Source organism: Microbacterium marinum (assembly GCF_014204835.1).
Classification (GTDB): Bacteria; Actinomycetota; Actinomycetes; order Actinomycetales; family Microbacteriaceae; genus Microbacterium; species Microbacterium marinum.
Window position 1 is genome coordinate 2,507,410 of the sequence record NZ_JACHMD010000001.1, and the last position, 26,783, is coordinate 2,534,192.

Consider the following 26,783-nt stretch of genomic DNA (forward strand, 5'->3'; position numbering starts at 1 on the left):
CCGTCAGCGCAGCGATCTGACCATCGTGTCGCGCCCGAACCCGCTCTGCGTGACCGCGAAGCCCTCGGAGCGGTAGAAGACCTGAGCGAAGTTGCCCCGCTCCACCGAGAGGCAGATCCGCGCCCGCCCCTCGGCCCGCGCCTGGTCGCACAGCCGACGCAGGAGCGCGCGCCCCACACCGTGAGCACGCCACAGCGGCCGCACGCCGATGATCAGCTCGGGCACCCCCGTGCCGACGTACCCGAACCCCGGGTCGGTGCGCGGGAGCATGCGGTACCAGGCGGCGCCGACGGGTTCGTCCGCGACCGTCGCGACGACACCGGCATCCCCCGGCCGCATCCATCCCGCGAGGTAACGCCGGTGGTCGGGGTGCGTCAAGATCTCATGCCGCGGACGCGCGGCACCCGCCCGCCAGTTGGCCGCTTCGACCACCATGTCGCCGAGGAAGAGACCGTCGCCCTGCGTGGCGGCTCGCAGCGTCCAGGTCTCGGCCATGCCCGGTCGTCCGCGTTCGGCCTCAGGCCTCGATGACCATCGGCACGATCATCGGGCGCCGGCGCAGCGACTGGTTGACCCAGCGGCCGATCGTCCGGCGGACCACCTGCTGGAGCGCGTGCTGGTCGCGGACACCCGACTTCGCCGCCTCGGTGAGCGCCTGCGCGATCTTCGGCTTGACCGAATCGAAGACGGTGTCGTCCTCGGCGAAGCCGCGTGCGTGGATCTCGGGACCGGTCACGATGCGTCCGGTCGCGGCATCCACCACGACGATCACGGAGATGAACCCCTCTTCACCCAGGATCCGACGATCCTTCAGATCGGCGTCGGTGATCTCTCCGACGGACGAACCGTCGACGTAGACGAACCCGAGGTCGAGCTGACCGACGACGCGGGTGACGCCGTCCTTGAGGTCGATCACGGTGCCGTTCTCGGCGATGATCGTGTTCTCCGCCGGGATGCCGCTGTCCTGGGCGAGCTTCGCGTTCGCCATGAGGTGGCGGTACTCGCCGTGCACCGGAAGCACGTTCTTCGGTCCCAGGATGTTGTAGCAGTACAGGAGCTCACCGGCAGCGGCGTGACCCGACACGTGCACCTTGGCGTTGGCCTTGTGCACGACGTTCGCGCCGAGCTTGGTCAGGCCGTCGATCACGCGGTAGACGGCGTTCTCGTTGCCCGGGATGAGGCTCGAGGCGAGGATGACGGTGTCACCCTCCCCGGGCTCGATCGCGTGGTCGAGGTTCGCCATGCGGGACAGGACGGCCATCGGCTCGCCCTGCGAGCCCGTCGACATGTAGACGACGCGATCGTCGGGCAGGTCCTTGGCCTTCTTGTAGTCGATGAGCACGCCGTCGGGAACGTTGAGGTACCCGAGCTGCTCGGCGATGGTCATGTTCCGGACCATCGACCGTCCCAAGAACGCGACACGACGGCCGTGGGCGGCAGCGGCGTCGATCACCTGCTGCACGCGGTGCACGTGGCTCGAGAAGCTCGCCACGATCACGCGGCGCGGCGCCTTGCCGATCACCTGATCGAGGACCGGCCCGATCTCCCGCTCCAGCGGCGTGAAGCCGGGCACGTCGGCGTTGGTCGAATCGACGAGGAAGAGGTCGACCCCCTCCTCCCCCAGGCGCGCGAACGCCCGGAGATCGGTGAGGCGGCCGTCCAGCGGGAGCTGGTCCATCTTGAAGTCGCCGGTGGCGAGGACCAGACCCGCGGGCGTGCGGATCGCGACGGCGAGCGCATCCGGGATCGAGTGGTTGACCGCGACGAATTCGAGATCGAAGGGTCCGAGCTGCTCGCGCTGCCCCTCGGCGACCGTCATGGAGTACGGCTTGATCCGGTGCTCCTTGAGCTTCGCCTCGACCAGGGCGAGGGTCAGCTGGGATCCGATCAGGGGGATGTCGCCCTTGCGCTTGAGCAGGTAGGGCACCGCGCCGATGTGGTCTTCGTGGCCGTGCGTCAGGACGACACCGACGATGTCGTCGAGCCGACCGCGGATGGCCTCGAAGTCGGGGAGGATCAGGTCGACGCCCGGCTGGTGCTCCTCAGGGAACAGCACGCCGCAGTCGACGATCAGGAGCTTGCCGTCGAACTCGAAGACGGTCATGTTGCGTCCGACCTCGCCGAGGCCACCGACGGGGGTGACGCGGAGAGTGCCGGGTGCCAAGGCCTCAGGGGCGGAGACGGTGTTGCTCATCGAGTTGTTCCATGCACCTTCGGGAGGGCGCCGCCGGCGGCGGCGTTGCGGTCGGGTCGGAAGTTGGAGAAGTCGGCGCCGTCGACGTCCTTCACGAGGGCGAGTTCGTCCTCGATGAGGGCGGCTTCCCACTCCTCCGGGCCCACGAGGGGCAGACGCACGCGCGGGCTCGAGATGCGGCCCAGGCCGTGCAGGATGTACTTCGCGCTGACGGTGCCGGGGACGTGCGTCATGACGGCCCGCACGAGCGGCTCGAGCTTCTTGTGCGCGGCGGTCGCGGTGTGCAGGTCGCCGCGGTTCACGGCATCCACGATCACGCGGTACGGCGCGGAGGTGATGTTCGCCGTCACGCCGATGAGGCCGGCGGCGCCGATCGACAGGTGCGGGAGGACGTTCGCGTCGTCACCGGAGAAGTAGAGCAGATCCGTCTGATTCAGCACGCGGCTGACCTCGCTGAAGTCGCCCTTGGCGTCCTTCACGGCGAGGATGTTCGGGTGCTTCGCGAGCCGGAGGATCGTCTCGTACTTGATGGGCACTCCGGTGCGGCCGGGGATGTCGTAGAGGATGACCGGGAGATCGGTGGCATCCGCGACGAGACGGAAGTGCGTGAGGATGCCCGCCTGCGTCGGCTTGTTGTAGTACGGCGTGACGATCATGATGCCGTCGGCGCCGGCCTTCTCGCTCGCCTTGTAGAGCTCGATCGCGTGGGCGGTCTCGTTCGATCCGCCGCCGGTGATGATCTTCGCGCGGCCGGCCGAGACGGACTTGCCGACCTCGACGAGCTTCAGCTTCTCGGCATCCGTGAGCGTCGAGGTCTCGCCGGTGGTGCCGGTCACGACGATGCCGTCGGCGCCGCCGGTAATGACGCCGTCGATGTGCTTCTCGACCGCGGGCCAATCCACTTCGCCGTCGGCGGTCATCGGAGTGATGAGCGCGACGAGCACCTGGCCGAAGGGATTACCGGAGTGCGTCATGCCTCCAGGGTACCGGTCGGGGGCCTCGCTCCGCGGCGGCCCGCGAGTCAGGGGGCGACGCGGCCGTTCGCGTTGAAAGCGGCGTACGTGAGCGGCATCAGCTCGCGGAACGCGTTCTCCATCTTCTCGGCACACATCTCGATCTCGCGCTGCGGGAACGACGGGAAATGGGTGCCCTCGCGCTTCGTGCGCAGCGACAGGAAGTTCATCAGCGAACGCGCATTCACCGTCACGTACATCGACGAGAAGATGTTCAGCGGCAGCACGATGCGCGCGACCTCGCGGGCGACGCCGGCCTCGAGCATGCGCTGGTACGCCTCGAATGCGGCGATCGACGCCGTGCGGGTCGTCTCGTCGACGAGAGCGACCTGCTCGGGCGTGCCGGGGAGGAACTCGTAGGCGCCGGGCTTGCCCACCTGCAGCAGGTTGCGCTCGGGAGCGGGGACGTAGAAGACGGGGCGGAGCTCCCGGTAGCGACCCGATTCCTCGTTGTAGGAGGCGATCCGGTGCCGCATGAACTCGCGGAACACGAAGATCGGCGCCTGCACGTAGAAGGTCATCGAGTTGTGCTCGAACGGCGAGCCGTGGCGGTCGCGCATGAGGTAGTTGATGAGGCCGCGGTCACGGCCCGTCGCCTCGGTGCCGTCGGCCGCGGCGGCGAGGGTCTGCTCGCCCTGCGTCGACACACGCGCGGCGAACAGGACGTCGCTGTCCGAGGCACTGGAGCGCACCAGCTCGACGGCGACATCGCTGCGGAACTCGATCTCGGGGGAATCTGCGCGCTCACTCACGGCTCACACACTACCGGCGCCTGTGACGCACGATGACGTCGGGGCGCTGGGCGGGAGCGGGCGAGTCGCGACGCCCACTACCGTGGAAGGCGCCATGGATCTCACCACCGCCGTCATCGTGCTCGCCGCCCTCCTCGCGGCCACCGTCGGCGCGGGTCTCTTCCTGCGCTGGCAGCAGAACCGGCCGCGCCCCTTCGATCCGTCCGAGATCGTCGAGCCCACACGCCTCGGGGCCCCGGCCCTCGGCGACAGCGCGACGCTGCTGCAGTTCAGCACCGAGATGTGCAGTCGGTGCCCTGGCGTGCACCGCACGCTCCGCGCCATCGCCGACGACAACCACGGCGTCCTCCATCTCGACGTCGACCTCACGCACCGACCCGACATCGCCAAGCACTTCCACGTCTTGCAGACCCCCACCACGCTCATCCTCGACCGGCACGGCGTCGTGAAGACGCGGTTCGGCGGCACCCCCAGCCGCCACGTCGTGGAGATGGAGCTCGATCGCGTGCGAACGGGAGTGCGTCATGGCTGAGGTGCGTGGAATCGATCCCCGCGGGCCGCGGTTCGCGGCATCCATCACGGCCGTCCTGCTGCTGGTCGCGACCTTCCTCGCGCTCGTGGGGATCTCGACGGCACGCGGTGGGATCGAGTGGTTCATCAGTTTCGCCGACGGGAGCCAGAAGCAGATCGTGCCGGCCGAGTTCGTCCTGCCGGCTTCTCCCCTGCTCGCCCGGATCGCCGACCCCGGCTTCATCGCGGTGCTCGTCATCGCACTGCTGTTCCTCTGGGGCGTCGTCGCACCGCGCACCGCGCCCTGGGGCGTGCTCTACCGCAAGGTCGTCCAGCCGCGGCTCGCGCCGCCGACCGAGCTGGAGGATCCGCGCCCGCCCCGCTTCGCGCAGGGAGTCGGCCTGGTCGTCACTGGGGTGGGGCTCGTCCTGCATCTCATCGGGGTCCCGTATGCGCTGCCGGTCGCGGCGGGCCTGGCGTTCGTCGCCGCCTTCTTGAACGCGGTGTTCGGATTGTGCCTCGGCTGCCAGCTCTGGCTGCTGCTCCAGCGCGCCGGCCTTGTGGGGCGCACCGCCTGAGCGCGCTCGATCTCACGATGGATGCCGCGCGTCAAGGCGTTCCGCCGGATCGACGCCCGGTCTAGGCTCGGCCGCATCGACCCCGATCCTGCGAGGAGCACCCGATGAGCGTCACGAGCGAAGCCACCACCAGCTGGAAGGGGAGCCTCGCAGAGGGCTCCGGCGAGATCGCGCTGGAGAGTTCAAACCAGGGCCCGCTGCCGGTGAACTGGAAGGCCCGCAGCGAGGGATCCACGTCCGTGACGACTCCCGAGGAGCTTCTCGCCGCCGCCCATTCGTCGTGCTTCAGCATGGCGCTCTCGCACGCACTCGCGCAGAACGGCACCCCTCCCGAAAGCGTGGAGACGACGGCATCCGTGACGTTCATCCCCGGCACCGGGATCACCGGGTCGCACCTGAACGTCAACGCGACGGTGCCCGGGCTCTCCGCCGTCGACTTCGACCGGATCGCGCAGGAGGCGAAGACGGGATGCCCCGTCTCGGCGGCGCTGACCGGCATCGAGATCACGCTCGAGGCGACGCTTGCCTGAGGGTCGTGTCGTCGTCTCGGGCGCGTCGGGTCTCATCGGGCGCGCGCTGACGGAGTCACTGACGGCGGACGGCGTCGAGGTCGTCCACCTGGTGCGCCGAGCGCCCACCGGTCCGGGAGAGGTGCACTGGGAGCCCGGCAGTGAGCGCCTCGACCCCGCTGTCCTCGCGGGCGCCCGCGCCGTGGTGAACCTCAATGGCGCCAGCATCGGGCGGTTCCCGTGGACCGCCCGCTACCGGCACGAACTCGTCTGGTCTCGCATCCACCCGACACAGACCCTCGCCCGCGCCCTACGGGACCTGGGCGAAGATGCGCCCCACTTCGTCAGTTCGTCGGCCGTCGGCTACTATCCGCCCGACGGCGCCGGTCGGACGTTCGACGAGACGGGGGCACGCGGTGACGCGTTCCTCTCCGACCTCTGCGGCGAATGGGAGAGCGCGGCCGTCGCCGCGGGAGGAGACGTGGCTCTGCTCCGAACCGCCCCCGTCGTGCACCGCGATGGTGTCTTGAAGCCGCTGATCGCCCTCACGAAGCTGGGCGTCTCCGGACCGATCGGACGCGGCACGCAGGTGTGGCCGTACATCTCGCTCGACGACGAGATCGCCGCGATACGGCACGTCATCGATCACCGCCTCACCGGACCGGTCAATCTCTCCGGCCCCACGCGCGCGACCGCGAATGATTTGGGCTTCGCCCTGGCGCGCCGCCTCGGCCGCCCCTACGTCCTGCGCGCGCCTGCCTTCGCTCTCCGGCTCGCGCTCGGAAAGGATGCCGTGGAGGCGCTGCTCACGGTGGACACGCACGTGGTGCCCGCCGCGCTCACCTCGTCGGGGTTCGCGTTCCGGCATCCCACGGTCGAGGATGCCGTGGCGGCAGCCGTCTGAGCTCAGCGGCGCCGCTCGGCACGCTCGAGCCGGATCGCGGAGCGGATCGCACTGCGCGCCCGGCGCCGGTCGCCGGCGCCGTCGTACAGCAGTCCCATCCGGAACCAGGGACGCCAGTCATCGGGGGACGCCTCGACCGCTTCGCGGTATGCCGGGAAGAGCGCGTCCGCGTCGGCGAGGACGGGGCGACCACTCGGTCGGAGGTCGACCTCCTCGGCGGGCGCTGCGCCTTCGTCTTCGAGCCGTCGCCCCAGTCTGGCGGCACCCCACCCGAAGCTCAGCTCGCGCCACAGTGCCCACGCGGCGACCACAGGCAGGACGAGCATCGCGACTCCCATCGCGATGCCGACGCCGTCGCCACTGGTCAGGAGCAGGACCGCACGCTGTCCGACGAGGGCTATGTAGAGCGCCAGGACGACAGCGACGATCGCGACGCCGATCCGGGTGCTCATGCCCCGGTGGCCCGGGCTGCCTGCCCCGACGCGTCGTCGGCCACGGGTGCGTCCGCACGAGGCGACGACGGCAGGCGGATGCCGATGTCGATCATCGAGTCCAAGCCGACCACGATCCCCCGCGCGTCGCGGGCTGCGGCCAGAGCGGTGCGGATGCCGGGTGCGTAGGCCGCGCCCGGGTCGACGGTGTCGTGGACGATCGTGAGCGACTCCCCCGGGCCGGACAGGATGGTCTCCTGCTTGGCGACGACACCGGGGCGGCGGAGGGAGTGCACGGGCACGCTGGCGATCTGCTGACCTCGTGCACGCTGGTCGACGTGCGGGGCCTCGACCGGACCGGTGTCGGCGCGCGCCGCGGCGATCAGTTCCGCCGTCCGGACGGCGGTGCCGCTCGGGGAGTCGACCTTCGTCTCACGATGGGTCTCGACGATCTCGATCGACGGGAAGAACCGTGCCGAGGCGGCGGCGAGCGCCGAGCCGATGACGGAGCCGAGCGAGAAGTTCGGGATGAACACGGCGCCGGTCCCGGCGGTCTCGACGAGCGGACGCACCAGGGCGATGCGTTCCGCGGACCAGCCGGAGGTGCCTACGAGGACGTTGATGCCGCGATCGATCGCCGCGCGCACGATGTCCACCGAGACGGCGGGCGTGGATGCGTCGACGACGAGGTCGGCGCCGTCCATCTCGCTGAGATCGCTGGCCGATCCGAGGACGGCGACCGTCTCGAATCCCGCGGTCGCCTCGATCACCTCGGCGATGATGCTGCCCAGTTTGCCGGTCCCACCCACGAGGGCAACGCGCGTCGTCATGGCTCCCAGCCTACGGGGCGGTGAACTGCACGACCGTGTCCCAGGCGAGCTTGACGATCAGCAGCGACAAGACGACCAGGAAGACGACCCTCACGAAGGCGCTGCCGCCCCGTGTGGCCATCTTCGCTCCGATGAAACCGCCGCTCATGTTCGCGATCGCCATGGCTGCGCCGAGAAGGAGCAGGATCTCACCGTGCACGCCGTACACCGCGAGCGCGGCGAGGTTGGTGGTGAGGTTGGCGATCTTCGCGTTGACGCTCGCCTGGAGGAAGCCGAACCCGAGCACGGCGACGAGCAGGATGACGAAGAACGAGCCCGTCCCGGGTCCGAGGATGCCGTCGTAGAACCCGACCCCGATCCCGATGACCAGCGATCGCCAGCCGACCGCGAGGTTGCCGAGATGGCGCGGCTCGTGATGCAGACCCATCGTCGGCTTCAGCAGCGTGTAGGCGGCCACCGCAATGACGGCGACGAGCACGACCGGCGTCAGTACCTCGCGTGGCACATATCTCGACAACGCGGCGCCCACGGCGGACCCGCCGAATGCGCCGAGGACGAGCGGCACGAGCAGGTTCATCTGCACCCGGATGCTGCGGAGGTACACCCAGCTCGCGGACAGTGTCCCGAAGAACGACGACAGCTTGTTCGTCCCGAGGATGTACGGCGTCGAGACGTCCTGCGGAACCGCGATCACGAGAGCCGGGAGCTGGATGAGGCCCCCACCGCCGACGACGGCGTCGACCCATCCCGCGACACCTGCCGCGACCAGGAGGAAGATGAGCGCGGCCGCCGAAACCGGGAGCCAGTCGGCGAGCAGCGGACCATCGAGCACCGATCGATTCTTCTCGCCTTGGTGGCAACGACCAAACCGAGGCGCTCAGGCCCCGGTCAGCTCCGCGCCTGCGTGCACCGACATCGCGCGGAGCCAGGCATCGTCCGCGTCGGCGAGGAGGGCGGCGATCGCGGCCGCCCACGCCTGCGCACGCGTCCAGATGTGCGGGTCGTACTCGCCCTCCAGCGCCGCCATGAACCGGGCGCGGCCCACCGCGGTGAAGCCCAGCCAGGCGATCGCGAGGTCGCACGCGGGATCTCCGGCGCACATGTCACCGAAGTCGATGAGTGCGTGGATGCCGCCACTCTGGAGGACGAGGTTGCCGGGGTGCACGTCGCCGTGGACCCACACCGGCGGATTCGGCCAGGTCGGGGCATCGCAGCCGTCTTGCCAGATCTCTCGGAGTCGCGGTGAGTCGATGAACCGCGGCTCGACAGCGGCGGCGCGGGCGGCAAGCGGCACCCCGCGGACCGGATTGTGCGGCGCCTCCGAGGGTGCGGGTGTGTGCAACGCCAGGAGGACCTGGGCGAACTCGACGGCGATGTCGTCGCGCGCCTGCGGATCGACCGCCGACGCCGGCGTGCCCGAGAACCAGGGGACGATGCTCCAGTGCCACGGGAAGCTCTCCCCCGGCTCACCGACCGCGAGCGGTGCCGGCACGGCCACCGGCAGACGCGCCGCGATCGCGGGCAGCCAGCGCTGCTCGTTGCGGATCAGCGGCGCCGCGACGGCGCGGACGGGGAGCCGCACGGCCAACGTGTCCCCCAGCCGGTAGACGGCGTTGTCCCACCCGCGCGCCACCGGGCGCACGGGGGCCGCAAGGTCGGGGTGCTGCGCGCGGATCAACCGCTCGACCGACGCGGTGGTGAGGATGACCTCGGCGGGCGGCTGCGGCATCCGCCCACCTTAGAGCCGCCGTCCCGACCGAGCGAGTCCGGAAGCCGGCCTCAGACGAGCGGCGCTTCGGGCAGTCCGGTGCGCAGCTCCATGGGGAGGTGCGCGAGGTCGTTGTGGGTCACCAACGTCCACGGCCTCCCCGGACGCTGGGCGAGGACGGTGAGACCGCAGTTCGCCTGAGTCAGCGTGAGCCAGCGCCACGTCGGCGCGTCGAGCACGTGGCGCACGAACCATGCGATGACGAAGTTGTGGGTGATGAGCAACTCGTGCGCGTTCGGGCGGTGCGCGAGGAATTCCGCGACGGCATCGGACATCTGCGCCGCGCCAGCGTCGACCTCGGCTTCGGTGACGCCACCGAAGAACGGCTCGTACACACTCGGGGTGTCGGGCGTCATCCCACTCGGAACGCAGTCGAACAGGAGTGCGGTGGGTTCGGGGTCGACCGCGGGCAACCGTCCGGCGACGGCCCGGGCGGTCTCGGCGGCCCGCTCGAGAGGAGAGTGCCACACATTGGTCAGCGGCACACCGGAGAGGCGATCGGCGAGAAGCTCCGCCTGCCGGCGGCCACGCGGCGAGAGCGGCCCGTCGACCATGCCGTGCTCGGCGTCGAGGTGCTCACCGTGGCGCACCAGATAGAGATAGTGCGTCACGTCATCGCTCGCTTCGGTCGTCCCTCGCCGCGGGTAACCGCGGCTGTCCTCCACCATACGTCAGGGCACGGACGAAGCAGCGTCACGCCCGATCGACGTCGGGCTTCACTCGGCGGCGCGCGCGATCTCAGCCAGGTGCGCGCGGCTCAACTGCACCCCGACGCCCTGAACGAGCTCCTCCACATGCGAGACGGCGTATGCGTTGGCGATCGGTGCGACGACGACTCGCTGCGCCAGCAGCCAGGCGATGGCGATCGCCGCGGGCGGCACCGCGAGCTCGCCGGCGATCCTGTCGAGCGCGCGGAGGGTGCGCGCCCCGCGCCGGTTCATGCTCGCGGCGAGTTGGCGACCCCGGACAGAGCCGCCGACACGATCCCGATCGCGGTGCGCCCCCGAGAGGTACCCGTGCTCGAGCGCCTGCGACGGCGTCACCGCGATGCCTTGCGCGCCGGCGACCAGTCGGAGGTCACCGTCGAATTCGTCTCGCCGCAAGACGTTGTAGGCGACGTCGAGGACGGTGAATCGGGGATATCCGGCGGAGGAGAGGATGCGCGCCTCGACCAGCTGGGCGGCCGTGTATCCGGATGCCGCGAGGGCCCGGATCTTGCCTGTCTCCACCAGCCACTCCGCGGTGGCGAGGGTGTCTTCGAGGACGGTCGCGCGATCCGCCGAGCCGTCGAGGTAGAGGACGTCGATGCGGTCGGTCCCGAGCCGCGTGAGGGAGGCCTCGACCGCGCGGACCAGGTTCACCGAGCCGAGGCCCGGGTTGTCGGGATTCCGACCGACGCGCACGGTCAGGACGGTCTCGTCGCGCGACCCTCGACTGCGGAACCACTGCCCGATGACGTGCTCGCTACGCCCGGCCGCGTAGCTGTCGGAGGTGTGGAGAATGTTGCCGCCGCGGAGCCGGTAGGCGTCGAGGATGGCGTGCGCGGCGCGGAGGTCGACGTGCCAGCCGAACTCTGCGGCGCCGAGAACGAGCGGGAACACGTCGAATCCGGTCTCCCCGAGACTGACGCGGAGCGCCTCCCCGACCGGCACGCCCTGCACGGGAAGCGGCCCCGACGGGTGTTGCTCGGGCGCGGTGGCGGCCGGCGGGTGTGCCGAGCCGAACACGTTCATCGCCCCTCCTTGCGGAGCATTCGAGGGTGCGTGAATCCACGCACCCCCCGATGCGTACTCCCGAGAGTAGAGCAGGGCACCGACACCCCTGGTCCATTCCGGGGCGTGCCCGTGGATGTTTCGATAACTATTGCGTCACGACCGGTCACGTATGACGACGGACGCCCCGACCCTCTGAGAAGAGAGCCGGGGCGTCCGAGTCGTTCGGGATCAGCCCTCTGCGGGGGCCTCCGGCCCCTCACTGGCGGCGGCGGAGCCTTCCTGGTCCGCTGCCTCCTCGAGAACCGGCTCGAGCGAGAGCTTGCCACGATCGTCGATCTTCGTGATGCGCACGAGGAGCTTCTGACCGACACCGAGCACGTCTTCGACGTTCTCGACGCGCTTGCCACCGGCGAGCTTGCGGACCTCGCTGATGTGCAGCAGGCCGTCCTTGCCCGGAAGCAGCGACACGAACGCGCCGAACGCCGCCAGCTTGACCACGGTGCCGAGGAACTGCTCGCCGACCTCGGGGTTGGTCGGGTTGGCGATCGCGTTCACCTGCGCGCGCGCGGCCTCTGCCGAGGGTCCGTCGACGGCGCCGATGTAGACGGTGCCGTCGTCCTCGATGGAGATCTGCGCGCCGGTCTCGTCCTGGATGGCGTTGATCGTCTTGCCCTTGGGGCCGATCAGCTCACCGATCTTGTCGACGGGGATCTGCACGCTGATGACGCGGGGCGCGGTGGGCGCCATCTCGTCGGGGGCGTCGATCGCGGAGTTGAGCACGTTCAGGATTGTGATGCGTGCTTCCTTGGCCTGGGTCAGCGCGGCGGCGAGCACCGACGACGGGATGCCGTCGAGCTTCGTGTCGAGCTGGATCGCCGTGATGAACTCGCTCGTTCCGGCGACCTTGAAGTCCATGTCACCGAGCGCGTCTTCCGCTCCCAGGATGTCGGTCAGCGCGGCGTAGCGCGTCTGGCCGTCGACCTCGTCGGAGACGAGACCCATCGCGATGCCGGCGACGGGAGCGCGCAGCGGCACGCCCGCGTTCAGCAGCGAGAGGGTCGAGGCGCAGACCGAGCCCATCGAGGTCGAGCCGTTGGAGCTCAGCGCCTCGGAGACCTGACGGATCGCGTACGGGAACTCCTCGCGGCTGGGCAGCACGGGCACGAGGGCGCGCTCGGCGAGGAAGCCGTGCCCGATCTCGCGACGCTTGGGGCTGCCCACACGGCCGGTCTCACCGGTCGAGTAGGGCGGGAAGTTGTAGTGGTGCATGTAGCGCTTGCTCGTCGTCGGGGACAGCGAGTCGATCTGCTGCTCCATCTTGAGCATGTTGAGCGTGGTGACACCCATGATCTGGGTCTCGCCGCGCTGGAAGACCGCCGAACCGTGGACGCGCGGGATGACCTGCACCTCGGCGTCGAGCGGACGGATGTCGGCGAGGCCACGACCATCCATGCGGACACCCTCGGAGAGGATGCGACCGCGGACGACGACCTTGGTGACCGACTTGTAGGCGGCGGAGAACTCGATCGGCGCGCCGGCGGGAAGCTGGTCGGCCTCGACGGCGGCGATCAGCTCGGCCTTGACGCGGTCCTTGACCACGTCGTCGGCTGCCTGACGCTCCTGCTTGTCGGCGATCTGGTAGACGTTCACCAGGTCGTCGTACGCGCGGCCGGCGACGAAGTCGTAGACCTCGGAGCTGTACGGCGCGAAGACCGGGTAGACGCCGGGCTCGCGCGACGACGAAGCCGCCATCTGCGCCTGCGCCTCGACGAGCTGCTTGAGGAACGGCTTGGCGGCTTCGAGGCCACCGGCGACGATCTCCTCGCTCGGCTTGACGGCGCCGCCCTTGATGAGGTTCCAGCTGTTCTCGGTGGCCTCGGCCTCGACCATCATGATCGCGACGTCGCCGTCGGGGAGCACGCGACCGGCGACCATCAGGTCGAAGACGGCCTCGTCGACCTGCGCGGCCGTCGGGAACGCCACCCACTGGTCGGCGTGCTCGCCGTGGCCCGGGATGAGGGCGAGGCGGACACCGGCGATCGGGCCGGAGAAGGGCAGACCCGAGATCTGGGTCGACGCGGATGCCGCGTTGATCGCGAGCGCGTCGTAGTACTCGCCCGGAGCGATCGACAGCACGGTGACGACGATCTGGACCTCGTTGCGCAGGCCGTCGACGAACGACGGGCGCAGCGGCCGGTCGATCAGACGGCACACGAGGATCGCCTCGGTGGAGGGGCGGCCCTCACGACGGAAGAACGAGCCGGGGATCTTGCCTGCTGCGTACGAGCGCTCTTCGACGTCGACGGTCAGCGGGAAGAAGTCGAAGCCCTCGCGGGGGTGCTTGCCGGCGCTGGTGGCCGACAGGAGCATCGTCTCCTCGTCGAGGTAGGCGGCCACGGCGCCCTGCGCCTGCTGGGCCAGTCGTCCGGTTTCGAACCGGACAGTGCGGGTGCCGAAGCGGCCGTTGTCGAGGACAGCTTCGGCGGCGGTGATTTCAGGACCTTCCAAGAGGTCTCTCCTTCTTTGTTTAGCCTCGTCCCTCCGTGTGAGGGGCGAGGGTCGTTCGAAGGAGCAGGAACAGGCAGATATGAGCGCGCGGACGCATCCGCGAGTACCGCCTGCGCTGGCCACCAGTGGAAGATCACCCTCTTGTCGGAGGGGAACCCACCACAGGGGACCAGCTTCCTGCCGGCCTGCTCCATGGACCCATCGTTCGATGGGAGCTCACTGTGAAGTTGAGCGGATGCCAGACGGCAACCCGAAACAGCCTATCAGCGCGCCTCCCGTCTGCGTATCGTGGCCGTATGAGTGATGACGAGAAGTCCGCCGGCGCGGCATCCGACGACGTGAAGCGGAAGTTCCGCGAGGCGCTCGAGAAGAAGAACGCCCACCACCGACGCGGCGAGGCGCACCTGGACGGCGACTCCGCCGTTCACGGAACGCACGCAGCCGTCACCAAGCGCGAGTTCCGCCGCAAGAGCGGCTGAGCCGCGCGGTACCGCAGAGCGGGGAGGAGGGGCCCGGACGCATCGGCGTTCGGGCCCCTCGTCGCGCGTGCGGTCATTGCGGCAGGGTGGCCCGGCCGGTGGGGCGGCTCACGATCACGTAGTCGGGCAACTTCGCGGTCAGCCCGTCCCCTGCGGTGCGGCCGCGCAGGCGCCGCCAGATCCACGGCAGCGCGTCGCGGCGTAGCCACGTTCCTCGCGCGGGGACGTCCTCGTCGACATGGAAGGCCTCATCGAGCCCGGCCAGCGCCTCGGCATGCGGCACCCCGAGCGTCTCGGCGGCGCGGTAGGCGACGAATCGATGCCCGCGCGAGCGCAGGTGCACGCGGTCGTCGGCCCACTGGTCGAGGCGGGCGAGCTCGGGATGAGCCTCGAGATCGAGGAGCAGGGCACCGGTCTCCCGCGCGATCGTCCGCAGCCGTGCGTTGTACGCCGCGAACCTGCGGGCCAGGAACCCGGCCGCGGCGCGCTCGGGAAGGAAGACGGTCGCGAGGAGGACATCGCACCCGTTGGCGCGCAGGGCGCGCACGGCTCCGCCCACCTCGCCCGCGAGGCCATCGATGTCGACGGGTCCACCGACCAGGTCGTTGGCGCCGATGAGGATCGAGACGAGATCGGGCCGGAGCTCCAGGCACCGCGGCAGCTGCTCTTCGAGGAGATGACGCACGCGACGGCTGCGCACGGCGAGGTTCGCGTAGCGGAAGGGATTCCGATCGTTCCCCGAGAGCGCCAGCAGCTGCGCGAGGCGATCGGCCCAACCACGGAACGCACCGTCCGGCGTCCGAGACGTGTCGCACAGTCCTTCGGTGATGGAGTCGCCCAGCGCGACATAGCGCGACCACCGCCGCTCGTGGGGCGCTGAAGTGGCGCCGCCCGCCCCGGGGAGCTCAGGACGGGGCCAGACCCTCACGCGCAGGTCGCGGTCGAGCCGCGCAAGGTGTTGCGCACGGTCGTAGTGCTCGAGAAGACGGGCGCCGAGACTCGACCACGTGCGGCCCGACACGGCGACGCGCGCTGACGCTGCGAACGCGCGCCGCTTCGCGGCGTCCCCGACGAGGTCCTCGACACGGGCCCGCAGATCATCGCGGTCACCGGGACGGTAGAGCCAGCCGTCGACGCTGCTGCGGACGAGGTCGAGCGGACCCCCACGACCCGTGGCGACCACCGGCACCCCACTCGCCTGCGCCTCTTGAATCGTCTGCCCAAACGTCTCGCTCTCGCCCGGGTGCACGAACACGTCGAAGCTCGCCATCGCCGTCGCGAGCTCGTCACCCTGGAGATGCCCGAGGAACACCGCCTCCGGCAGCGCCCGCTCCAGTGACGGCCGCGACGGGCCGTCGCCGACGATGACGACGCGCACCCCCTGGATGCCGGCGAGCGCCGCCAGATCCTCGACCTGCTTCTCCGGCGCGAGCCGCCCCACGTACCCGACGATCGTCTCTCCCGCCGCGACGCGGCGGCGCCACGCCTCGCTGCGGCGTGAGGGGGAGAATCGGATGCCGTCGACGCCGCGTCCCCACAGCGCGACCCGGTCCACGCCCAAGCCCTCGAGCTGCGTGCGCGCCGCCTCCGAGGGGGCGAGGGTGAGGGTCGCGCGGCGGTGGAGCCGCTTCACGTGCCCCTCCGCGAGCGCCGTCGCCTGCGGGATGCCGTACCTCGCCGTGTACGCGACGACGTCGGTCTGGTAGACGGCCACCGAGGGCATCCGCTGGGACTCCGCGGCGATGACACCCTGCCAGCCCAAGAGGAATGGGGAAGCCAGGTGGACGACGTCCGCCCCGAACCGGCGCAGGTCGCGCGCGATCGTCACAGACGGGGGCGCCGACACCCGAACGGCGGGATACGACGGCAGCGGCATGGAGGGGACCGAGCGACCCGGCATCCCCAGCGCGTGCCTGCGGACCGCCGGGGCGACGACGAAGACGTCGTGCCCGGCGCGCTCGAGATGGTCCCGCACCTGCAGCACGGAACCGGTGACCCCGTTCATGTGGGGGAGGAAGGACTCGGTGATGACCGCGACTCTCACACCCTCAGGGTGCCCGCACGGAAGACCCGCGCGACCGCGTCCGCGCCCCTGTCGCGGAGAGTTCACCGACCCTCCCCCGGCACGTCACCGTCACGTCTCCCGCGCGTCGTTCCCGCGTCCGCCCGCGTCGTCGTTCGCCCGCCGTTCACCGACGGACGGTACTGCTGGGACGTGCTCGCCGATCTGCTCGCGGGCGTCGCCGACGGCCCCTGGACGCTTCCGCTCTTGTTCGCACTGGTCCTCCTCGACGCGGTCCTCGTCGTCATCCCGGGCGAGGTCGCCGTGAGCGCGGCGGGAGCGCTCGCGGTGTCGATCGGCTCGCCGCCCCTCCTCGCCGTCATCGCGGTGGCCGCGGCAGCGGCATTCTGCGGCGACGCGCTCTGCTACGCGGCTGGGCGGGCGATCGGGCTGAGCCGCTGGCGCTGGATGCGCCACCGCCGCGTGCAGGACGCGTTCGATTGGGCCGGACGCCGGCTCGCGCGCGGAACGGCGACGGTGGTGTTCACCGCCCGGTTCATCCCGTTCGCGCGCCTCGCCGTCAACCTCACCGCCGGCGCCACGCGCGTCCCGGCGGTGAGGTACCTCACGATCGTCGCCGTCGCCGGCACCGCCTGGGCGATCTACCAGGCGGTCATCGGTGCGGCGATCGGCGCGCTGCTCCCCCGCGATCCGCTCGTCGCCGTCATTCTCTCGATCGTCGTCGCGATCGCCCTCGGCGCCGTCATCGACGTCGTCGTCGCCCGGGTGAGCGGACGACGCCGAGCCTGATCATTCGCCCGTGAGCCCGCCCAGCAGGTGGCCGAACGAACCGCCCTTACCCAGGTAGGACTCGGGGTCGAAGGGATCGAGCCCGGTCGCTGCGGGACGCCGGGCGATGGCATCCGCCAGCTCACGCGCACCCCGCTCGATCCGCGCCGACAGCGGCTTCACGTCGTCCGCCTTCGCGCCCCAGTCCGACGACGCTGCGAAGACACCGGTGGGAACGGCCTCGGCGTGCAGGTAGGCGAACAGCGGGCGGATCGCGTAGTCGATGGCCAGCGAGTGCCGGGCGGTGCCGGCGTTCGCTCCGATGAGGACCGGCATCCCGTTCAGGGCGTCGGGGTCGAGGACGTCGATGAACGACTTGAAGAGGCCCGAGTAGCTGGTCGAGAAGATCGGCGTCACCACGATGAGCGCGTCGGCCGACACCACGGCGTTGATCATCGTCTCGAGCGCGGGCGGCGCGAACCCGGTGAGCAGGTTGTTCGTGATGTCGTGCGCGTACTCACGCAGTTCGAACGTGTCGACGGATGCCGAGACGTCTCGCCCCGCGAGGTCGGCGAGCGCCGCCGCGGCGAGTTTGTCGGCGAGCATCCGCGTCGACGACGGGTTGGACAGCCCCGCGGAGACGACCGCGATCCGACGCGCGGTCATCGTGCGCCGCCGACGCCGAAGGCGGCACCTGCGGGAGCCGGGGTGTCCTGGTAGGGGCTCGGACCCGACAGGTTGTCGCCGCGGTTGGCGCGCGGACGGGCGTCGCGGACGGGTCCGTCGCCGTAGGTCGCGGCCACGCGCGCGGCGTGGGTCGGCGCGTCGGGCACGGAGGCGGGGCGGTTCTGGGCGAGCTCCTTGCGGAGCACCGGCACGACTTCGCCGCCGAGGAAGTCGAGCTGCTCGAGGACCATCTTGAGCGGGAGCCCGGCGTGGTCGACGAGGAACAGCTGTCGCTGGAAGTCGCCGAAGAGATCGCGCATGCCGGCGTACCGGTCGATGACCTGCTGCGGCGACCCGACGGTGAGGGGCGTCATCTCGGTGAAGTCTTCCATCGACGGCCCATGGCCGTAGACGGGGGCGTTGTCGAAGTACGGGCGGAACTGCGCCACGGCGTCCTGCGAGTTCTTGGCCATGAACGCCTGCCCGCCGATCCCGACGATGGCCGTCTCGGGGGCGCCGTGCCCGTAGTGCTGCCACCGCTGCCGGTACAGGCCGATGAGCCGCTGGTAGTGCTCGGCGGGCCAGAAGATGTTGTTCGCGAAGAACCCGTCGCCGTAGTAGGCGGCCTGCTCTGCGATCTCGGGGGTGCGGATCGAACCGTGCCAGACGAACGGCGGCACACCGTCGAGCGGACGCGGGGTGGACGTGAAGCCCTGGAGCGATGTGCGGAACTTGCCTTCCCAGTCCACGACGTCCTCGCGCCACAGCTTGTGCAGCAGCGCGTAGTTCTCGATCGCGAGCGGCACGCCCTGGCGGATGTCCTGACCGAACCAGGGGTAGACCGGGCCGGTGTTGCCTCGGCCGAGCATGAGGTCCATGCGACCGCCGGAGAGGTGCTGGAGCATCGCGTAGTCTTCGGCGATCTTCACCGGGTCGTTCGTAGTGATGAGCGTCGTCGAGGTCGACAGAATCAGCTTCTCGGTCTGAGCCGCGATGTAGGCGAGCGCGGTCGTCGGCGAGGACGACCAGAACGGCGGGTTGTGGTGCTCGCCGATGGCGAAGACATCGAGCCCGACCTCCTCGGCGTGCTTGGCGATCTCGACCGTGGCGGAGATGCGCTCACGCTCGCTGGGGGTGTGACCGGTCGTGGGGTCCTGCGTGATGTCGGTGACGGTGAAGATGCCGAACTGGACGCCGGGCCAGGTGGTGGTCGTGTCGCTCACGATCTCTCTCGCTTTCCGGACGCATCGCGCCCGATTCATGCAATTGAATGTACCCAAGTCAACGCGGTCGTGTCCAGGTTATTCCCGCCGGTACGCTGGCCAGGATGAGCACTGCCGCCCCCGCCGCCCCCCGCACGCGGCGCGTCCCCATCTGGGACAACGCGCGCGCGGCCTGCATCCTGCTGGTCGTGCTCGGTCATGCCATCCAGCGCCTCACCTACGACTCCGACATCGCACTGAGTCTGTACTTCCTGATCTACGCGTTCCACATGCCGGCGTTCGCCCTGATCTCGGGGTACTTCTCCAAGTCGGATCCGCCCAACCGGCGGCAGATGACGCGCGTGCTCACCGACATCGTCCTGCCGTACGTCATCTTCGAAGGGCTCTGGACCGCGACCAAGCTCGTCTTCGAGGGGGAAGCGAACCCGAACCTCACCCAGCCGTCGTGGACGCTGTGGTTCCTCCTCGCCCTCGCGATCTTCCGAGTGGTCCTCCCCTATCTCGCCCTCCTCCGGTGGCCGCTCCTGTGGACGGTGCTGATCTCGCTGTCCGTGGGCTACCTCCCCAACGTCGACTCGACACTGTCCCTCTCACGCACCCTCGGGCTCCTGCCGTTCTTCACCCTCGGATGGTGGCTGAGTCACCACAAGATCCTCGAGAAGCGGGATCTCCTGCGGCGTCGCCGCCTCTCGTTCCGGATCGGAGCGGCGCTCCTGTTCGCCGTCACCGCCTTCATCTCCTGGCGGTTCGTGAACGAACTCGAGGCGATGAACCTGCGCCAGTGGCTCTTCTACGACGAGAACTACGCCGCCATCGGCGGCACCGAGTGGTGGGCGGGCGGCGTCCGTCTCGCCCTGATGCTCATCGCCGTCGTGCTCAGCGTCGCGTTCTTCGCGCTGATCCCCCGTGGCGGATACCGCTGGACGGCGATCGGGCGGTACACGATGTACGTGTACCTGCTGCACTCCTTCGTGCTGTACCCGTTCCGCGAGTCGGGGATCCTCCGCGATCTCGATCCCACCTGGGTGTTCCTGCCGCTGGTGATCCTGCTCTCGATCGTGATCACGGTCGGGCTGGCGTCCCGCCCGGTGCGCCGCCTGTTCCGGCCGCTCATCGAGCCGCGGCCCGGCTGGCTGTTCGCGGATCCCTCGCTCACGCGCCGGGATACCCGACGCAACGACCCGACGGGGTCACGCCGACCCGACACAGGCTCGCGCTCCCCGCAGCCCGAGCGACGCGACGGCGGCACCGGCGCCGCCGATTAGCCCGCGAAGGCCATCCCGAACGCCGCGGCGACTCCCGCGTTCGCGACCCGCCCGTCGATGGTGTTGAGCCCCTTCGCCAGCGCCGGGTCGGCCGCCGCAGCGGCATCCCAGCCGAGATCCGCCAGGGACAGGAGGTAGGGCAGCGTCGCATTCGTGAGCGCGCGCGTCGAGGTCTCAGGCACCGCGCCCGGCATGTTCGCGACGCAGTAGTAGAGGGCGTCGTGCACCGTGAACGTCGGCGCGTCGTGCGTTGTGGGCCGCGAACCCTCGAAGCAGCCGCCCTGATCGATCGCGATGTCGACGAGGACGGCGCCCGGCTTCATGCCCGCCACCATGTCGAGCGTGACGAGTTTCGGGGCAGCCGCGCCGGGGATGAGGACCGAACCGATCACGAGGTCGGCCACGGCCACCTGCTCGGCGATGTCGTATCGGCTCGACGCCCGCGTGTGCAGCCCGGCGTAGCGCTTCTCCAGCTCGCGCAACCGTGGCAGAGAGACATCGATGACCGTGACGTCCGCACCCATCCCCAGGGCGTTCGCGGCTGCGTGCTCACCCGCCACGCCTCCGCCGATCACGACGACCTTGGCTTTCGGGGTCCCCGCGACCCCGCCGAGGAGGGTTCCCCGTCCGCCGGCGGCGCTCATCAGCGAATACGCACCCACGGTGATGGAGATCCGACCCGCGACCTCGCTCATGGGCGACAGGAGCGGGAGCGAGCGGTCGGGCAGCTGCACCGTCTCGTACGCCACGGCTGTGGTCCTCGACGAGAGGAGGGCGTCGGTGAGCGGTCGATCCGCAGCAAGGTGGAGGTAGGCGAACAGGGTCAGATCGTCGCGCAGGAAGGAGTACTCCTGCTCGATCGGCTCCTTCACCTTCACCAGCAGTTCCACCTCGCCCCAGACGGCCGCCGCCTCGCCGACCACGACCGCCCCGGCGGCCTCGTAGTCGGCATCCGAGATCCGAGACCCGGCGCCGGCACCGGACTGCACCCGCACGTGGTGACCTCGGGCCACCAGCGCATCGACCCCGGCGGGCGTGATGGCCACGCGGTTCTCGTTGTTCTTGATCTCGCTGGGGATGCCGATGCGCATGGTCTCTCGCTCCTCGTCGATGAGTGGGTGCGGGAAAATCCTGCACAGGGTTCGTTTCGAGCGGGTGACGATGGCAGAATCTTCGGCAGATCGCGTTGCAATCATGCGAAAGGAGGGCGGATGCCGTCACATGCGGGCTCCACGTCGAAGAATCTCCCACCGACGAATGTCCTCGACGAGCTGGATCGCGCGATCGTCGCGGCCCTCGCCCGCGACGGACGACTGTCGAACGCCGAGCTCGCCGCGCGACTTGACGTCGCCCCGTCGACCGCGCACGCGCGGACGCGAGGGCTCATCGACCGCGGGGTCATCACCGGATTCCACGCGAGTGTCGATCAACGCGTCGTCGGGGCGGGGCTGCACGCGATGGTCCACGTGACCCTGCGACCCGGATCTCGCCAGGAGAGCATCGTCGACTTCGCGTCGGAGGTGCGCGGTCTCCCGCAGGTGATACAGATGTTCTTCCTCGGCGGGTCGGACGATTTCCTCATCCACATCGCCGTCGGAGACTCGAGCGAGGTGCGCGCGTTCGTCGTCGAGCACCTCTCCGCACAGCGCAGCGTCGCCAACACCCGCACGAGCATCATCTTCGACTATCACCGGAACCGCGTCGCGGCACCCTTCCACTGAAGACGCCCGCACACCGCGGTCGGGCGGGTAACGCGGGGCAACATTGCGCCGACCCTCACAGGGCCCTGCTTATCCTCGGACCATGTCCGAGCTGAACCTCCCCGTCCTCGACCTCTCCCTCCTCGACCACGGGCCGGAGGCGGCCGAACGCTTCCGCGCGGAGCTGCGCCGCGCGACGCACGACGTGGGGTTCTTCTACCTGACGGGCACGGGCGTCTCGCCCGAGTTGGAAGGCCGACTGCACCGCGCCGCGCGTGACTTCTTCAACCTGTCCGAGGCGGAGAAGCTGGAGATCGAGAACACGAAGAGTCCGCACTTCCGCGGGTACACGCGGATCGGCGGTGAGCGCACCCAGGGCAAAGTCGACTGGCGGGAGCAGATCGACATCGGTCCGGAACGCCCCGCCATCGACGACCCCGATGCCCCCGACTACGCCGTGCTTGTCGGCCCGAACCTCTGGCCGAGCGCTCAGCCGGAGCTGCGCCCGCTCGTCGAGGAGTGGACGTCCCTGCTCTCGGAGGTCGCACGCAAGCTCCTGCGGGCGTGGGCCGAAGCGCTGGGCGCCCCCGCGACCTATTTCGAAGACCACTTCGGTGAGGCCCAGACGCTGCTGAAGATCGTCCGCTACCCCGGGTCGACGGACCCGGAACCCCAGCAGGGCGTCGGCGCGCACAAGGACTCCGGCGTTCTCACCCTGTTGTGGGTGGAGCCCGGCAAGGGCGGCCTCCAGGTACGTCGCGACGGCGTCTGGGTCGACGCTCCGTCGGTGCCCGGAGCGTTCGTCGTGAACATCGGCGAACTCCTCGAGGTGGCCACAGACGGGTACCTCACCGCCACCGATCACCGGGTGGTCTCGCCGCGAGCGCCGCACGATCGGATCTCGGTGCCGTTCTTCTTCAACCCGTCCCTCGACGCAGAGCTCCCCCGCATCGACCTGCCCGCGGAACTCGCCCCTCACGCGCGCGGCGTCGCACAGGATCCGGCCAACCCGATCTACGGCCTCCACGGAGAGAACGCGCTGAAGTCGCGCCTGCGGGCTCACCCCGACGTCGCCGAGATCTGGCACGCCGACCTGGTGGCCGCCCGCGCCTGAGCGCAACGACGAAGGCCGCCCCACACCGTGGAGCGGCCTTCTCAAGAATGTTCTGCGCGATTGAACGCTGGCAGCGATGCCTTATCGACGGAGGCCGAGGCGCTCGATGAGCGAGCGGTAACGGTTGATGTCGACGTCCTGGAGGTAGCCCAGGAGACGGCGGCGCTGACCGACGAGAAGGAACAGACCACGACGCGAGTGGTGGTCGTGCTTGTGCTCCTTGAGGTGCTCGGTGAGGTCCTTGATGCGCTGCGTCAGCATCGCGACCTGCACCTCGGGGGATCCGGTGTCACCGGGGTGCGTCGCGTACTCTTCGATGATCGCCTTCTTGACGTCTGCTTCCAGTGCCATAGGTGATCCCCTTCCTCTTCGTTGCGCGGCGCCCGACGCCTGATGCGAGGGCTCTCTTTATCCGCGGCCGATCGAACGGCAACCACAAGAGTCTACCAGTCGCACGGCGGGCCGCGCACCGCGCGGCGGGTAGCCTCGAACGGTGCCATCCGCCGTGCCGCCCCGCCGATTCCCCGGCATCCGACGAGACCATCTGATCGACCTCCGGCCACTCACGGCGAGCGCACCGTTCGCACGCATGTGGTTCGGATCCACCCTCGGAGGCCTGGGCGGGCAGCTGACCATCGTCGCGGTCATGCTCCACATGTACGAGCTCACCGGATCGAGCTTCGCTGTGGCGATGATCGCCGTCGCCGGGCTCGTTCCGATGATCCTCGCGGGCCTCTACGGCGGCATGCTCGCCGATGCCGTCGACCGGCGCGCGCTCGCCCTCGGCGCGGCATCCATCACTTTCGTCTCGACGGTGCTCCTCATGGCGCTCACCTGGACCGGCGCGGAGAGCGTGGTGTGGCTCTACGTCCTGTCGGTGGTCAACTCCGCCGCGAACTCCGTGGTCATGGCGACCCGGCAGGCCATCGTGCCGAGGCTCCTCCCCCGCGATCTCCTCGCCGCGGCATCCGCTCTGCAGGGGATCGCGATGGGGATCATGGTCGCGGTCGGTCCTGCCCTCGGAGGCGTCCTCGTCGCGACGGTCGGGTACGGCTGGACCTACACCATCGACGTGGCACTCATGTCGGCGCTGTTCCTGGGGCTCTGGACCCTCCCTCCGGTTCGCCCCGAGGGTGAGATCGTGAAGCCCGGGCTCGCGTCGCTCGTCGACGGCTGGCGTTTCCTCCGACGCGCGGGCAACATCCGGCTGCAGTTCATCCTCGACATCATCGCGATGACGTTCGGCCACCCGCTGGCGCTGTTCCCGGCCATCGGTGCCGTCCTCCTCGGCGGCGGTCCCGTGACGACCGGTCTGCTCACCGCCTCGATCGCGATCGGTGCCCTGCTCTCGAGCGTGTTCTCGGGGCAGGTGGCGCGCTTCCCCTTCCACGGCATCGGGATCGCCCGAGCGATCACCGTCTACGGCTCCGCGATCGCCCTGTTCGGCCTCGTCCTGCTGATGGCTCAGCTCGGCGTTGGCGCAGAAGGCGGGGTGGATGCCACGACGCCGAACGCCGCCATGATCGCCGCCGCATGCGCGGCACTGGCGATCACCGGCGCCGCCGACAACGTCAGTTCGATCTACCGGAACACGATGCTCCAGGCGGCGGTGCCCGACGCGATGCGCGGACGACTCCAGGGCGTCTTCATCGTCGTCGTCGCGGGTGGGCCCCGCGTGGGGGCGCTCTACGTCGGTGTCTTCTCGACGGTCGCCGCACTCTGGGTGCCGGAGGTTGTCGGCGGGCTGATCATCGTCGCGCTGACGGCGACCCTCGTGCGGTTCGCACCCCGATTCCGGTCGTACGACGCACGGCATCCCGAGCCGTGAGGATCAGCGGTACTTCGACGGCACGCCGAGGTACTCATCGAGCGTGAGCCCCGTCTTGTACAGGTGCGTCGCTGTGGAGACGCCGACGTGCCGAAGGTGCCACGGCTCGTACGCGTACCCCGTCACCGAGGTCTTGCCCTTCGGGTATCGGACGATGAAGCCGTAGCGGTGGCCGTTGCGCGCGACCCACCGGCCCGCCTTCGTCTCGCCCCATGACTGCGAGATCGAGTTGACGTCGATCGCCAGCCCGGTCTGGTGCTCGCTGTGTCCCGGCCGCGCCGACCGCAGCTGCGCGGTCTCATACCCGTACTGCCGGATCTTCGCGGGGTAGATCGCCGCCTGAGAGGCATAGGAGCGGAAGCCCGAGATGATGTTCAACGAGACGCCGTCAGCCCGCGCCGCGGCCTTCATCTTCGAGAACGCTCTGGTGAGCTCGGGGCGCAGCCCGTTGCCGTAGCTGCGCGGCAGCGGGAGCGACTTGTTCACGATGAGGATGTCGCGGATGTACATCGGCTTCGTCAGCGACGCCTTCCGCAGAGCCGGCGATCCGGCTGCACGCCACTGCGACCACGTGACCGGGGTGAGCGTCCCTGACATCCGGTGGTAGATCGTCCTGCCGATGGGAAGGCGCACGAAGGCATCACCCGGGAGGCGATACCGCATCGTCGTCTTCGGCTTCCCGGCGGCGGCGTATGTCGCGGAGGTCAGTCGCACCACCTGATCGACCCGACGGTCCGAAGGTGTGCGAGGCCAGGTGATGAGCGCGTGCACGGTTTTCGACCACGGTGTCCGCGCGTACACGGTCGGCGCGAGGGAGACCTGCGGCTTGCCACGGGCTGCGTGGGCCGCGGGGCCGATCGTCTTCCGCCGCCCGTCTGGCGAAACGAAGTGGATCTTCCGCGACCATGCCGCTCGGTAGTAGCCCCCGCCGACGACTTTCCCCGCGTCGGGGGAACCGGCGGCCCGGCGTTCACCCGACGTCAGAAGCCGCGCGGCACCGTCCGGCGTCCGGGCGTAGAGATCCTCCGGGCCGGAGGCGTAACGGAAGTATGTCGTCGTGGGGACGTGACCCGTCACGCGACCGCGGGGGGAACCCACCGACCGGAGTGCCGCCGACCCAAGCGGAACGACCTGGTCCACCGCCTCGTCGCCGTCGTGATGGGGCCACGTCACGAGCGCATACACCTTCGTCGACCACGAGGTCCGCGCGTAGGAGACCGGCGCGAATGCGACGGCCGGCGCGCCGATCGCCTTCCACTGGTCGCGGGTGAGTCGGTGCACCGTCCCGTCCGTGCGTACCTCGTAGATGAAGCTGTTGGTCTTCCACGGCGTCCGGTAGTAGCCGAACACCGTCACCGGCTCGACGGAGGGTGTCGGGCTGGGAGCGACGCCGGGTGACGGCGCCGGGGTCTGCGCTGCGGCGACGCGCGTCCCGGCGCCGGCGTCCGCGTGAGCTGCCGCGGGCGGTACCGCCTGCAGCACCGTCACCGCGAGCAGCATCGCGACGGCAGCGCCCGTCAGACGCAGCGACTTCCCCCAGCCGACCATCTCTCCCCCTTCGTGCGAAGGCCCGGCCGGATCGCTCCGGCCGGGCCTTCGGCTCGCTCTCGCGTCAGCCGACCTTCAGCAGGTCGATGATGAAGATGAGCGTCTTGCCACCGAGGAAGTGTCCACCCGCGGGGCCGTACGCCAGGTGCGGCGGGATCACGAGTTCACGACGCCCGCCGACCTTCATGCCGGGGATGCCGTCCTGCCAACCCTGGATGAGTCCGCGCAGCGGGAACTGGATGCTCTCCCCGCGGTTCCACGAGGAGTCGAACTCCTCACCGGAGACGTACTCCACACCGACGTAGTGGACGGTGACGGTGTCGCCGGCCTTCGCCTCGGCGCCGTCACCCTCGATGAGGTCGCGGACGACGAGGTCGGTGGGGGCGGGATCGAGTGGAGCGTCGATCTCGGGCTTGGTGCGGTCTGCAGTCATGCATCCATCCAACCGGAGGAGGTG

Annotated in this window: 28 protein-coding genes; 10 read left to right on the plus strand and 18 right to left on the minus strand. The window is 69.7% G+C overall.

The genetic code is table 11. From position 1 onward, the window contains the following. Window positions 1-3: 3 nt before the first annotated feature. Genes BKA24_RS12335 through thyX form a run of 4 tightly spaced genes read right to left on the minus strand, consistent with a single transcriptional unit; the run spans window position 4 to window position 3,959 of the window. On the minus strand, window positions 4-495 hold the full coding sequence (locus BKA24_RS12335) for a GNAT family N-acetyltransferase (RefSeq protein ID WP_184218608.1): 492 nt from the start codon (window positions 493-495) through the stop codon (window positions 4-6). Between the two features lie 22 nt (window positions 496-517). Next, window positions 518-2,194, minus strand: a complete 1,677-nt coding sequence (locus BKA24_RS12340) for a ribonuclease J (RefSeq protein WP_184218611.1) — start codon at window positions 2,192-2,194, stop codon at window positions 518-520. Beyond that, window positions 2,191-3,168, minus strand: a complete 978-nt coding sequence (gene dapA / locus BKA24_RS12345) for a 4-hydroxy-tetrahydrodipicolinate synthase (protein ID WP_184218614.1) — start codon at window positions 3,166-3,168, stop codon at window positions 2,191-2,193. The genes BKA24_RS12340 and dapA overlap by 4 nt, the downstream gene beginning before the upstream one ends. Before the next feature lie 47 nt (window positions 3,169-3,215). Further along, window positions 3,216-3,959 (minus strand): FAD-dependent thymidylate synthase, encoded by a 744-nt coding sequence (gene thyX / locus BKA24_RS12350; protein WP_184218617.1) that lies wholly within the window; start codon window positions 3,957-3,959, stop codon window positions 3,216-3,218. Window positions 3,960-4,053: 94 nt separating this feature from the next. Here thyX and BKA24_RS12355 point away from each other — a divergent pair, with 94 nt between their 5' ends. From BKA24_RS12355 to BKA24_RS12370, 4 genes are all read left to right on the plus strand, one after another. Continuing rightward, a complete protein-coding gene (locus BKA24_RS12355; RefSeq protein ID WP_184218620.1) occupies window positions 4,054-4,491 on the plus strand; it encodes a TlpA family protein disulfide reductase in 438 nt (145 codons plus the stop codon). After that, window positions 4,484-5,047, plus strand: a complete 564-nt coding sequence (locus BKA24_RS12360; RefSeq protein WP_184218622.1) for a DUF4395 domain-containing protein — start codon at window positions 4,484-4,486, stop codon at window positions 5,045-5,047. Before BKA24_RS12355 ends, BKA24_RS12360 begins: the two co-directional genes overlap by 8 nt. Window positions 5,048-5,151: 104 nt before the next feature. Continuing rightward, window positions 5,152-5,577 (plus strand): OsmC family peroxiredoxin, encoded by a 426-nt coding sequence (locus tag BKA24_RS12365; RefSeq protein WP_184218626.1) that lies wholly within the window; start codon window positions 5,152-5,154, stop codon window positions 5,575-5,577. After that, a complete protein-coding gene (locus BKA24_RS12370; RefSeq protein ID WP_184218629.1) occupies window positions 5,570-6,460 on the plus strand; it encodes a TIGR01777 family oxidoreductase in 891 nt (296 codons plus the stop codon). Before BKA24_RS12365 ends, BKA24_RS12370 begins: the two co-directional genes overlap by 8 nt. 2 nt (window positions 6,461-6,462) lie before the next feature. Here BKA24_RS12370 and BKA24_RS12375 read toward each other — a convergent pair whose 3' ends face one another. The 7 genes from BKA24_RS12375 to BKA24_RS12405 all read right to left on the minus strand — a co-directional run bounded on the left by BKA24_RS12375 (window position 6,463) and on the right by BKA24_RS12405 (window position 13,712). Continuing rightward, window positions 6,463-6,912 carry a hypothetical protein gene (locus BKA24_RS12375; protein WP_184218632.1) on the minus strand — a complete coding sequence of 150 codons (450 nt, stop codon included), beginning with the start codon at window positions 6,910-6,912 and terminating at the stop codon, window positions 6,463-6,465. Further along, complete coding sequence (gene dapB, locus BKA24_RS12380; RefSeq protein ID WP_184218635.1) at window positions 6,909-7,721, minus strand: 4-hydroxy-tetrahydrodipicolinate reductase; 813 nt, start codon at window positions 7,719-7,721, stop codon at window positions 6,909-6,911. The genes BKA24_RS12375 and dapB overlap by 4 nt, the downstream gene beginning before the upstream one ends. Before the next feature lie 10 nt (window positions 7,722-7,731). Beyond that, entirely contained in the window at window positions 7,732-8,553 is an 822-nt protein-coding gene (locus BKA24_RS12385; protein WP_184218638.1) for a TSUP family transporter, read from the minus strand. A 45-nt stretch (window positions 8,554-8,598) separates the two neighbouring features. Continuing rightward, entirely contained in the window at window positions 8,599-9,450 is an 852-nt protein-coding gene (locus BKA24_RS12390; protein WP_184218642.1) for an aminoglycoside phosphotransferase family protein, read from the minus strand. A gap of 50 nt (window positions 9,451-9,500) precedes the next feature. Then, complete coding sequence (locus BKA24_RS12395; protein WP_184218645.1) at window positions 9,501-10,100, minus strand: histidine phosphatase family protein; 600 nt, start codon at window positions 10,098-10,100, stop codon at window positions 9,501-9,503. A gap of 105 nt (window positions 10,101-10,205) precedes the next feature. Further along, window positions 10,206-11,222 carry an aldo/keto reductase gene (locus BKA24_RS12400; RefSeq protein ID WP_184218648.1) on the minus strand — a complete coding sequence of 339 codons (1,017 nt, stop codon included), beginning with the start codon at window positions 11,220-11,222 and terminating at the stop codon, window positions 10,206-10,208. Between the two features lie 210 nt (window positions 11,223-11,432). Continuing rightward, window positions 11,433-13,712: a polyribonucleotide nucleotidyltransferase gene (locus tag BKA24_RS12405; protein ID WP_184218651.1), complete on the minus strand. Its 2,280-nt coding sequence runs from the start codon at window positions 13,710-13,712 to the stop codon at window positions 11,433-11,435. 296 nt (window positions 13,713-14,008) lie between these two features. Between BKA24_RS12405 and BKA24_RS12410 the strand changes: the two genes are divergently transcribed. Continuing rightward, a complete protein-coding gene (locus BKA24_RS12410) occupies window positions 14,009-14,191 on the plus strand; it encodes a DUF5302 domain-containing protein (RefSeq protein ID WP_184218655.1) in 183 nt (60 codons plus the stop codon). Between the two features lie 73 nt (window positions 14,192-14,264). Here the strand turns inward: BKA24_RS12410 and BKA24_RS12415 are convergent, their stop codons facing one another. Continuing rightward, window positions 14,265-16,235 carry a GDSL-type esterase/lipase family protein gene (locus BKA24_RS12415; RefSeq protein WP_184218658.1) on the minus strand — a complete coding sequence of 657 codons (1,971 nt, stop codon included), beginning with the start codon at window positions 16,233-16,235 and terminating at the stop codon, window positions 14,265-14,267. Window positions 16,236-16,244: 9 nt separating this feature from the next. On the opposite strand from BKA24_RS12415, the gene BKA24_RS15645 reads away from it, so the two are divergent. After that, window positions 16,245-17,003 carry a DedA family protein gene (locus BKA24_RS15645; RefSeq protein WP_343066120.1) on the plus strand — a complete coding sequence of 253 codons (759 nt, stop codon included), beginning with the start codon at window positions 16,245-16,247 and terminating at the stop codon, window positions 17,001-17,003. On the opposite strand, the gene BKA24_RS12425 is transcribed toward BKA24_RS15645, so the two are convergent. After that, window positions 17,004-17,648 (minus strand): CE1759 family FMN reductase, encoded by a 645-nt coding sequence (locus BKA24_RS12425; RefSeq protein ID WP_184218661.1) that lies wholly within the window; start codon window positions 17,646-17,648, stop codon window positions 17,004-17,006. After that, a complete protein-coding gene (locus tag BKA24_RS12430; protein WP_184218663.1) occupies window positions 17,645-18,871 on the minus strand; it encodes a CE1758 family FMN-dependent luciferase-like monooxygenase in 1,227 nt (408 codons plus the stop codon). The genes BKA24_RS12425 and BKA24_RS12430 overlap by 4 nt, the downstream gene beginning before the upstream one ends. A gap of 104 nt (window positions 18,872-18,975) precedes the next feature. Here BKA24_RS12430 and BKA24_RS12435 point away from each other — a divergent pair, with 104 nt between their 5' ends. Beyond that, window positions 18,976-20,136: an acyltransferase family protein gene (locus BKA24_RS12435; RefSeq protein ID WP_184218666.1), complete on the plus strand. Its 1,161-nt coding sequence runs from the start codon at window positions 18,976-18,978 to the stop codon at window positions 20,134-20,136. On the opposite strand, the gene ald is transcribed toward BKA24_RS12435, so the two are convergent. Continuing rightward, the gene (ald, locus tag BKA24_RS12440) at window positions 20,133-21,227 is read right to left on the minus strand and encodes an alanine dehydrogenase (RefSeq protein ID WP_184218668.1); all 1,095 of its coding nucleotides are present in this window, start codon (window positions 21,225-21,227) and stop codon (window positions 20,133-20,135) included. The genes BKA24_RS12435 and ald overlap by 4 nt on opposite strands. A 120-nt stretch (window positions 21,228-21,347) precedes the next feature. Between ald and BKA24_RS12445 the strand changes: the two genes are divergently transcribed. Together BKA24_RS12445 and BKA24_RS12450 are read left to right on the plus strand one after the other, a co-directional pair. After that, a complete protein-coding gene (locus tag BKA24_RS12445; RefSeq protein WP_184218670.1) occupies window positions 21,348-21,857 on the plus strand; it encodes an Lrp/AsnC family transcriptional regulator in 510 nt (169 codons plus the stop codon). 82 nt (window positions 21,858-21,939) lie between these two features. Then, a complete protein-coding gene (locus tag BKA24_RS12450) occupies window positions 21,940-22,950 on the plus strand; it encodes an isopenicillin N synthase family dioxygenase (protein WP_184218672.1) in 1,011 nt (336 codons plus the stop codon). Between the two features lie 81 nt (window positions 22,951-23,031). Here the strand turns inward: BKA24_RS12450 and rpsO are convergent, their stop codons facing one another. Continuing rightward, entirely contained in the window at window positions 23,032-23,301 is a 270-nt protein-coding gene (rpsO, locus tag BKA24_RS12455; RefSeq protein ID WP_018187174.1) for a 30S ribosomal protein S15, read from the minus strand. A gap of 142 nt (window positions 23,302-23,443) precedes the next feature. Between rpsO and BKA24_RS12460 the strand changes: the two genes are divergently transcribed. After that, window positions 23,444-24,778: an MFS transporter gene (locus BKA24_RS12460; RefSeq protein ID WP_343066121.1), complete on the plus strand. Its 1,335-nt coding sequence runs from the start codon at window positions 23,444-23,446 to the stop codon at window positions 24,776-24,778. A 3-nt stretch (window positions 24,779-24,781) separates the two neighbouring features. On the opposite strand, the gene BKA24_RS12465 is transcribed toward BKA24_RS12460, so the two are convergent. Both BKA24_RS12465 and BKA24_RS12470 read right to left on the minus strand, forming a co-directional pair. Next, window positions 24,782-26,326 carry a M15 family metallopeptidase gene (locus BKA24_RS12465; protein WP_184218674.1) on the minus strand — a complete coding sequence of 515 codons (1,545 nt, stop codon included), beginning with the start codon at window positions 26,324-26,326 and terminating at the stop codon, window positions 24,782-24,784. A 64-nt stretch (window positions 26,327-26,390) separates the two neighbouring features. Then, window positions 26,391-26,759 (minus strand): FKBP-type peptidyl-prolyl cis-trans isomerase, encoded by a 369-nt coding sequence (locus BKA24_RS12470; protein ID WP_184218676.1) that lies wholly within the window; start codon window positions 26,757-26,759, stop codon window positions 26,391-26,393. Window positions 26,760-26,783 lie beyond the last annotated feature (24 nt).

Coding starts and splice junctions, on each gene's coding strand:
- BKA24_RS12360 (WP_184218622.1), top strand. CDS start 4,484: ATGGCTGAGGTGCGTGGAATCGATCCCCGCGGGCCGCGGTTCGCGGCA.
- BKA24_RS12470 (WP_184218676.1), bottom strand. CDS start 26,759: ATGACTGCAGACCGCACCAAGCCCGAGATCGACGCTCCACTCGATCCC.
- rpsO (WP_018187174.1), bottom strand. CDS start 23,301: ATGGCACTGGAAGCAGACGTCAAGAAGGCGATCATCGAAGAGTACGCG.
- BKA24_RS12375 (WP_184218632.1), bottom strand. CDS start 6,912: ATGAGCACCCGGATCGGCGTCGCGATCGTCGCTGTCGTCCTGGCGCTC.
- dapA (WP_184218614.1), bottom strand. CDS start 3,168: ATGACGCACTCCGGTAATCCCTTCGGCCAGGTGCTCGTCGCGCTCATC.
- BKA24_RS12465 (WP_184218674.1), bottom strand. CDS start 26,326: ATGGTCGGCTGGGGGAAGTCGCTGCGTCTGACGGGCGCTGCCGTCGCG.
- BKA24_RS12410 (WP_184218655.1), top strand. CDS start 14,009: ATGAGTGATGACGAGAAGTCCGCCGGCGCGGCATCCGACGACGTGAAG.
- dapB (WP_184218635.1), bottom strand. CDS start 7,721: ATGACGACGCGCGTTGCCCTCGTGGGTGGGACCGGCAAACTGGGCAGC.
- BKA24_RS12355 (WP_184218620.1), top strand. CDS start 4,054: ATGGATCTCACCACCGCCGTCATCGTGCTCGCCGCCCTCCTCGCGGCC.
- BKA24_RS12340 (WP_184218611.1), bottom strand. CDS start 2,194: ATGAGCAACACCGTCTCCGCCCCTGAGGCCTTGGCACCCGGCACTCTC.
- BKA24_RS12445 (WP_184218670.1), top strand. CDS start 21,348: ATGCCGTCACATGCGGGCTCCACGTCGAAGAATCTCCCACCGACGAAT.
- BKA24_RS12335 (WP_184218608.1), bottom strand. CDS start 495: ATGGCCGAGACCTGGACGCTGCGAGCCGCCACGCAGGGCGACGGTCTC.
- BKA24_RS12425 (WP_184218661.1), bottom strand. CDS start 17,648: ATGACCGCGCGTCGGATCGCGGTCGTCTCCGCGGGGCTGTCCAACCCG.
- BKA24_RS12365 (WP_184218626.1), top strand. CDS start 5,152: ATGAGCGTCACGAGCGAAGCCACCACCAGCTGGAAGGGGAGCCTCGCA.
- BKA24_RS12400 (WP_184218648.1), bottom strand. CDS start 11,222: ATGAACGTGTTCGGCTCGGCACACCCGCCGGCCGCCACCGCGCCCGAG.
- BKA24_RS12450 (WP_184218672.1), top strand. CDS start 21,940: ATGTCCGAGCTGAACCTCCCCGTCCTCGACCTCTCCCTCCTCGACCAC.
- BKA24_RS12390 (WP_184218642.1), bottom strand. CDS start 9,450: ATGCCGCAGCCGCCCGCCGAGGTCATCCTCACCACCGCGTCGGTCGAG.
- ald (WP_184218668.1), bottom strand. CDS start 21,227: ATGCGCATCGGCATCCCCAGCGAGATCAAGAACAACGAGAACCGCGTG.
- BKA24_RS12435 (WP_184218666.1), top strand. CDS start 18,976: ATGAGCACTGCCGCCCCCGCCGCCCCCCGCACGCGGCGCGTCCCCATC.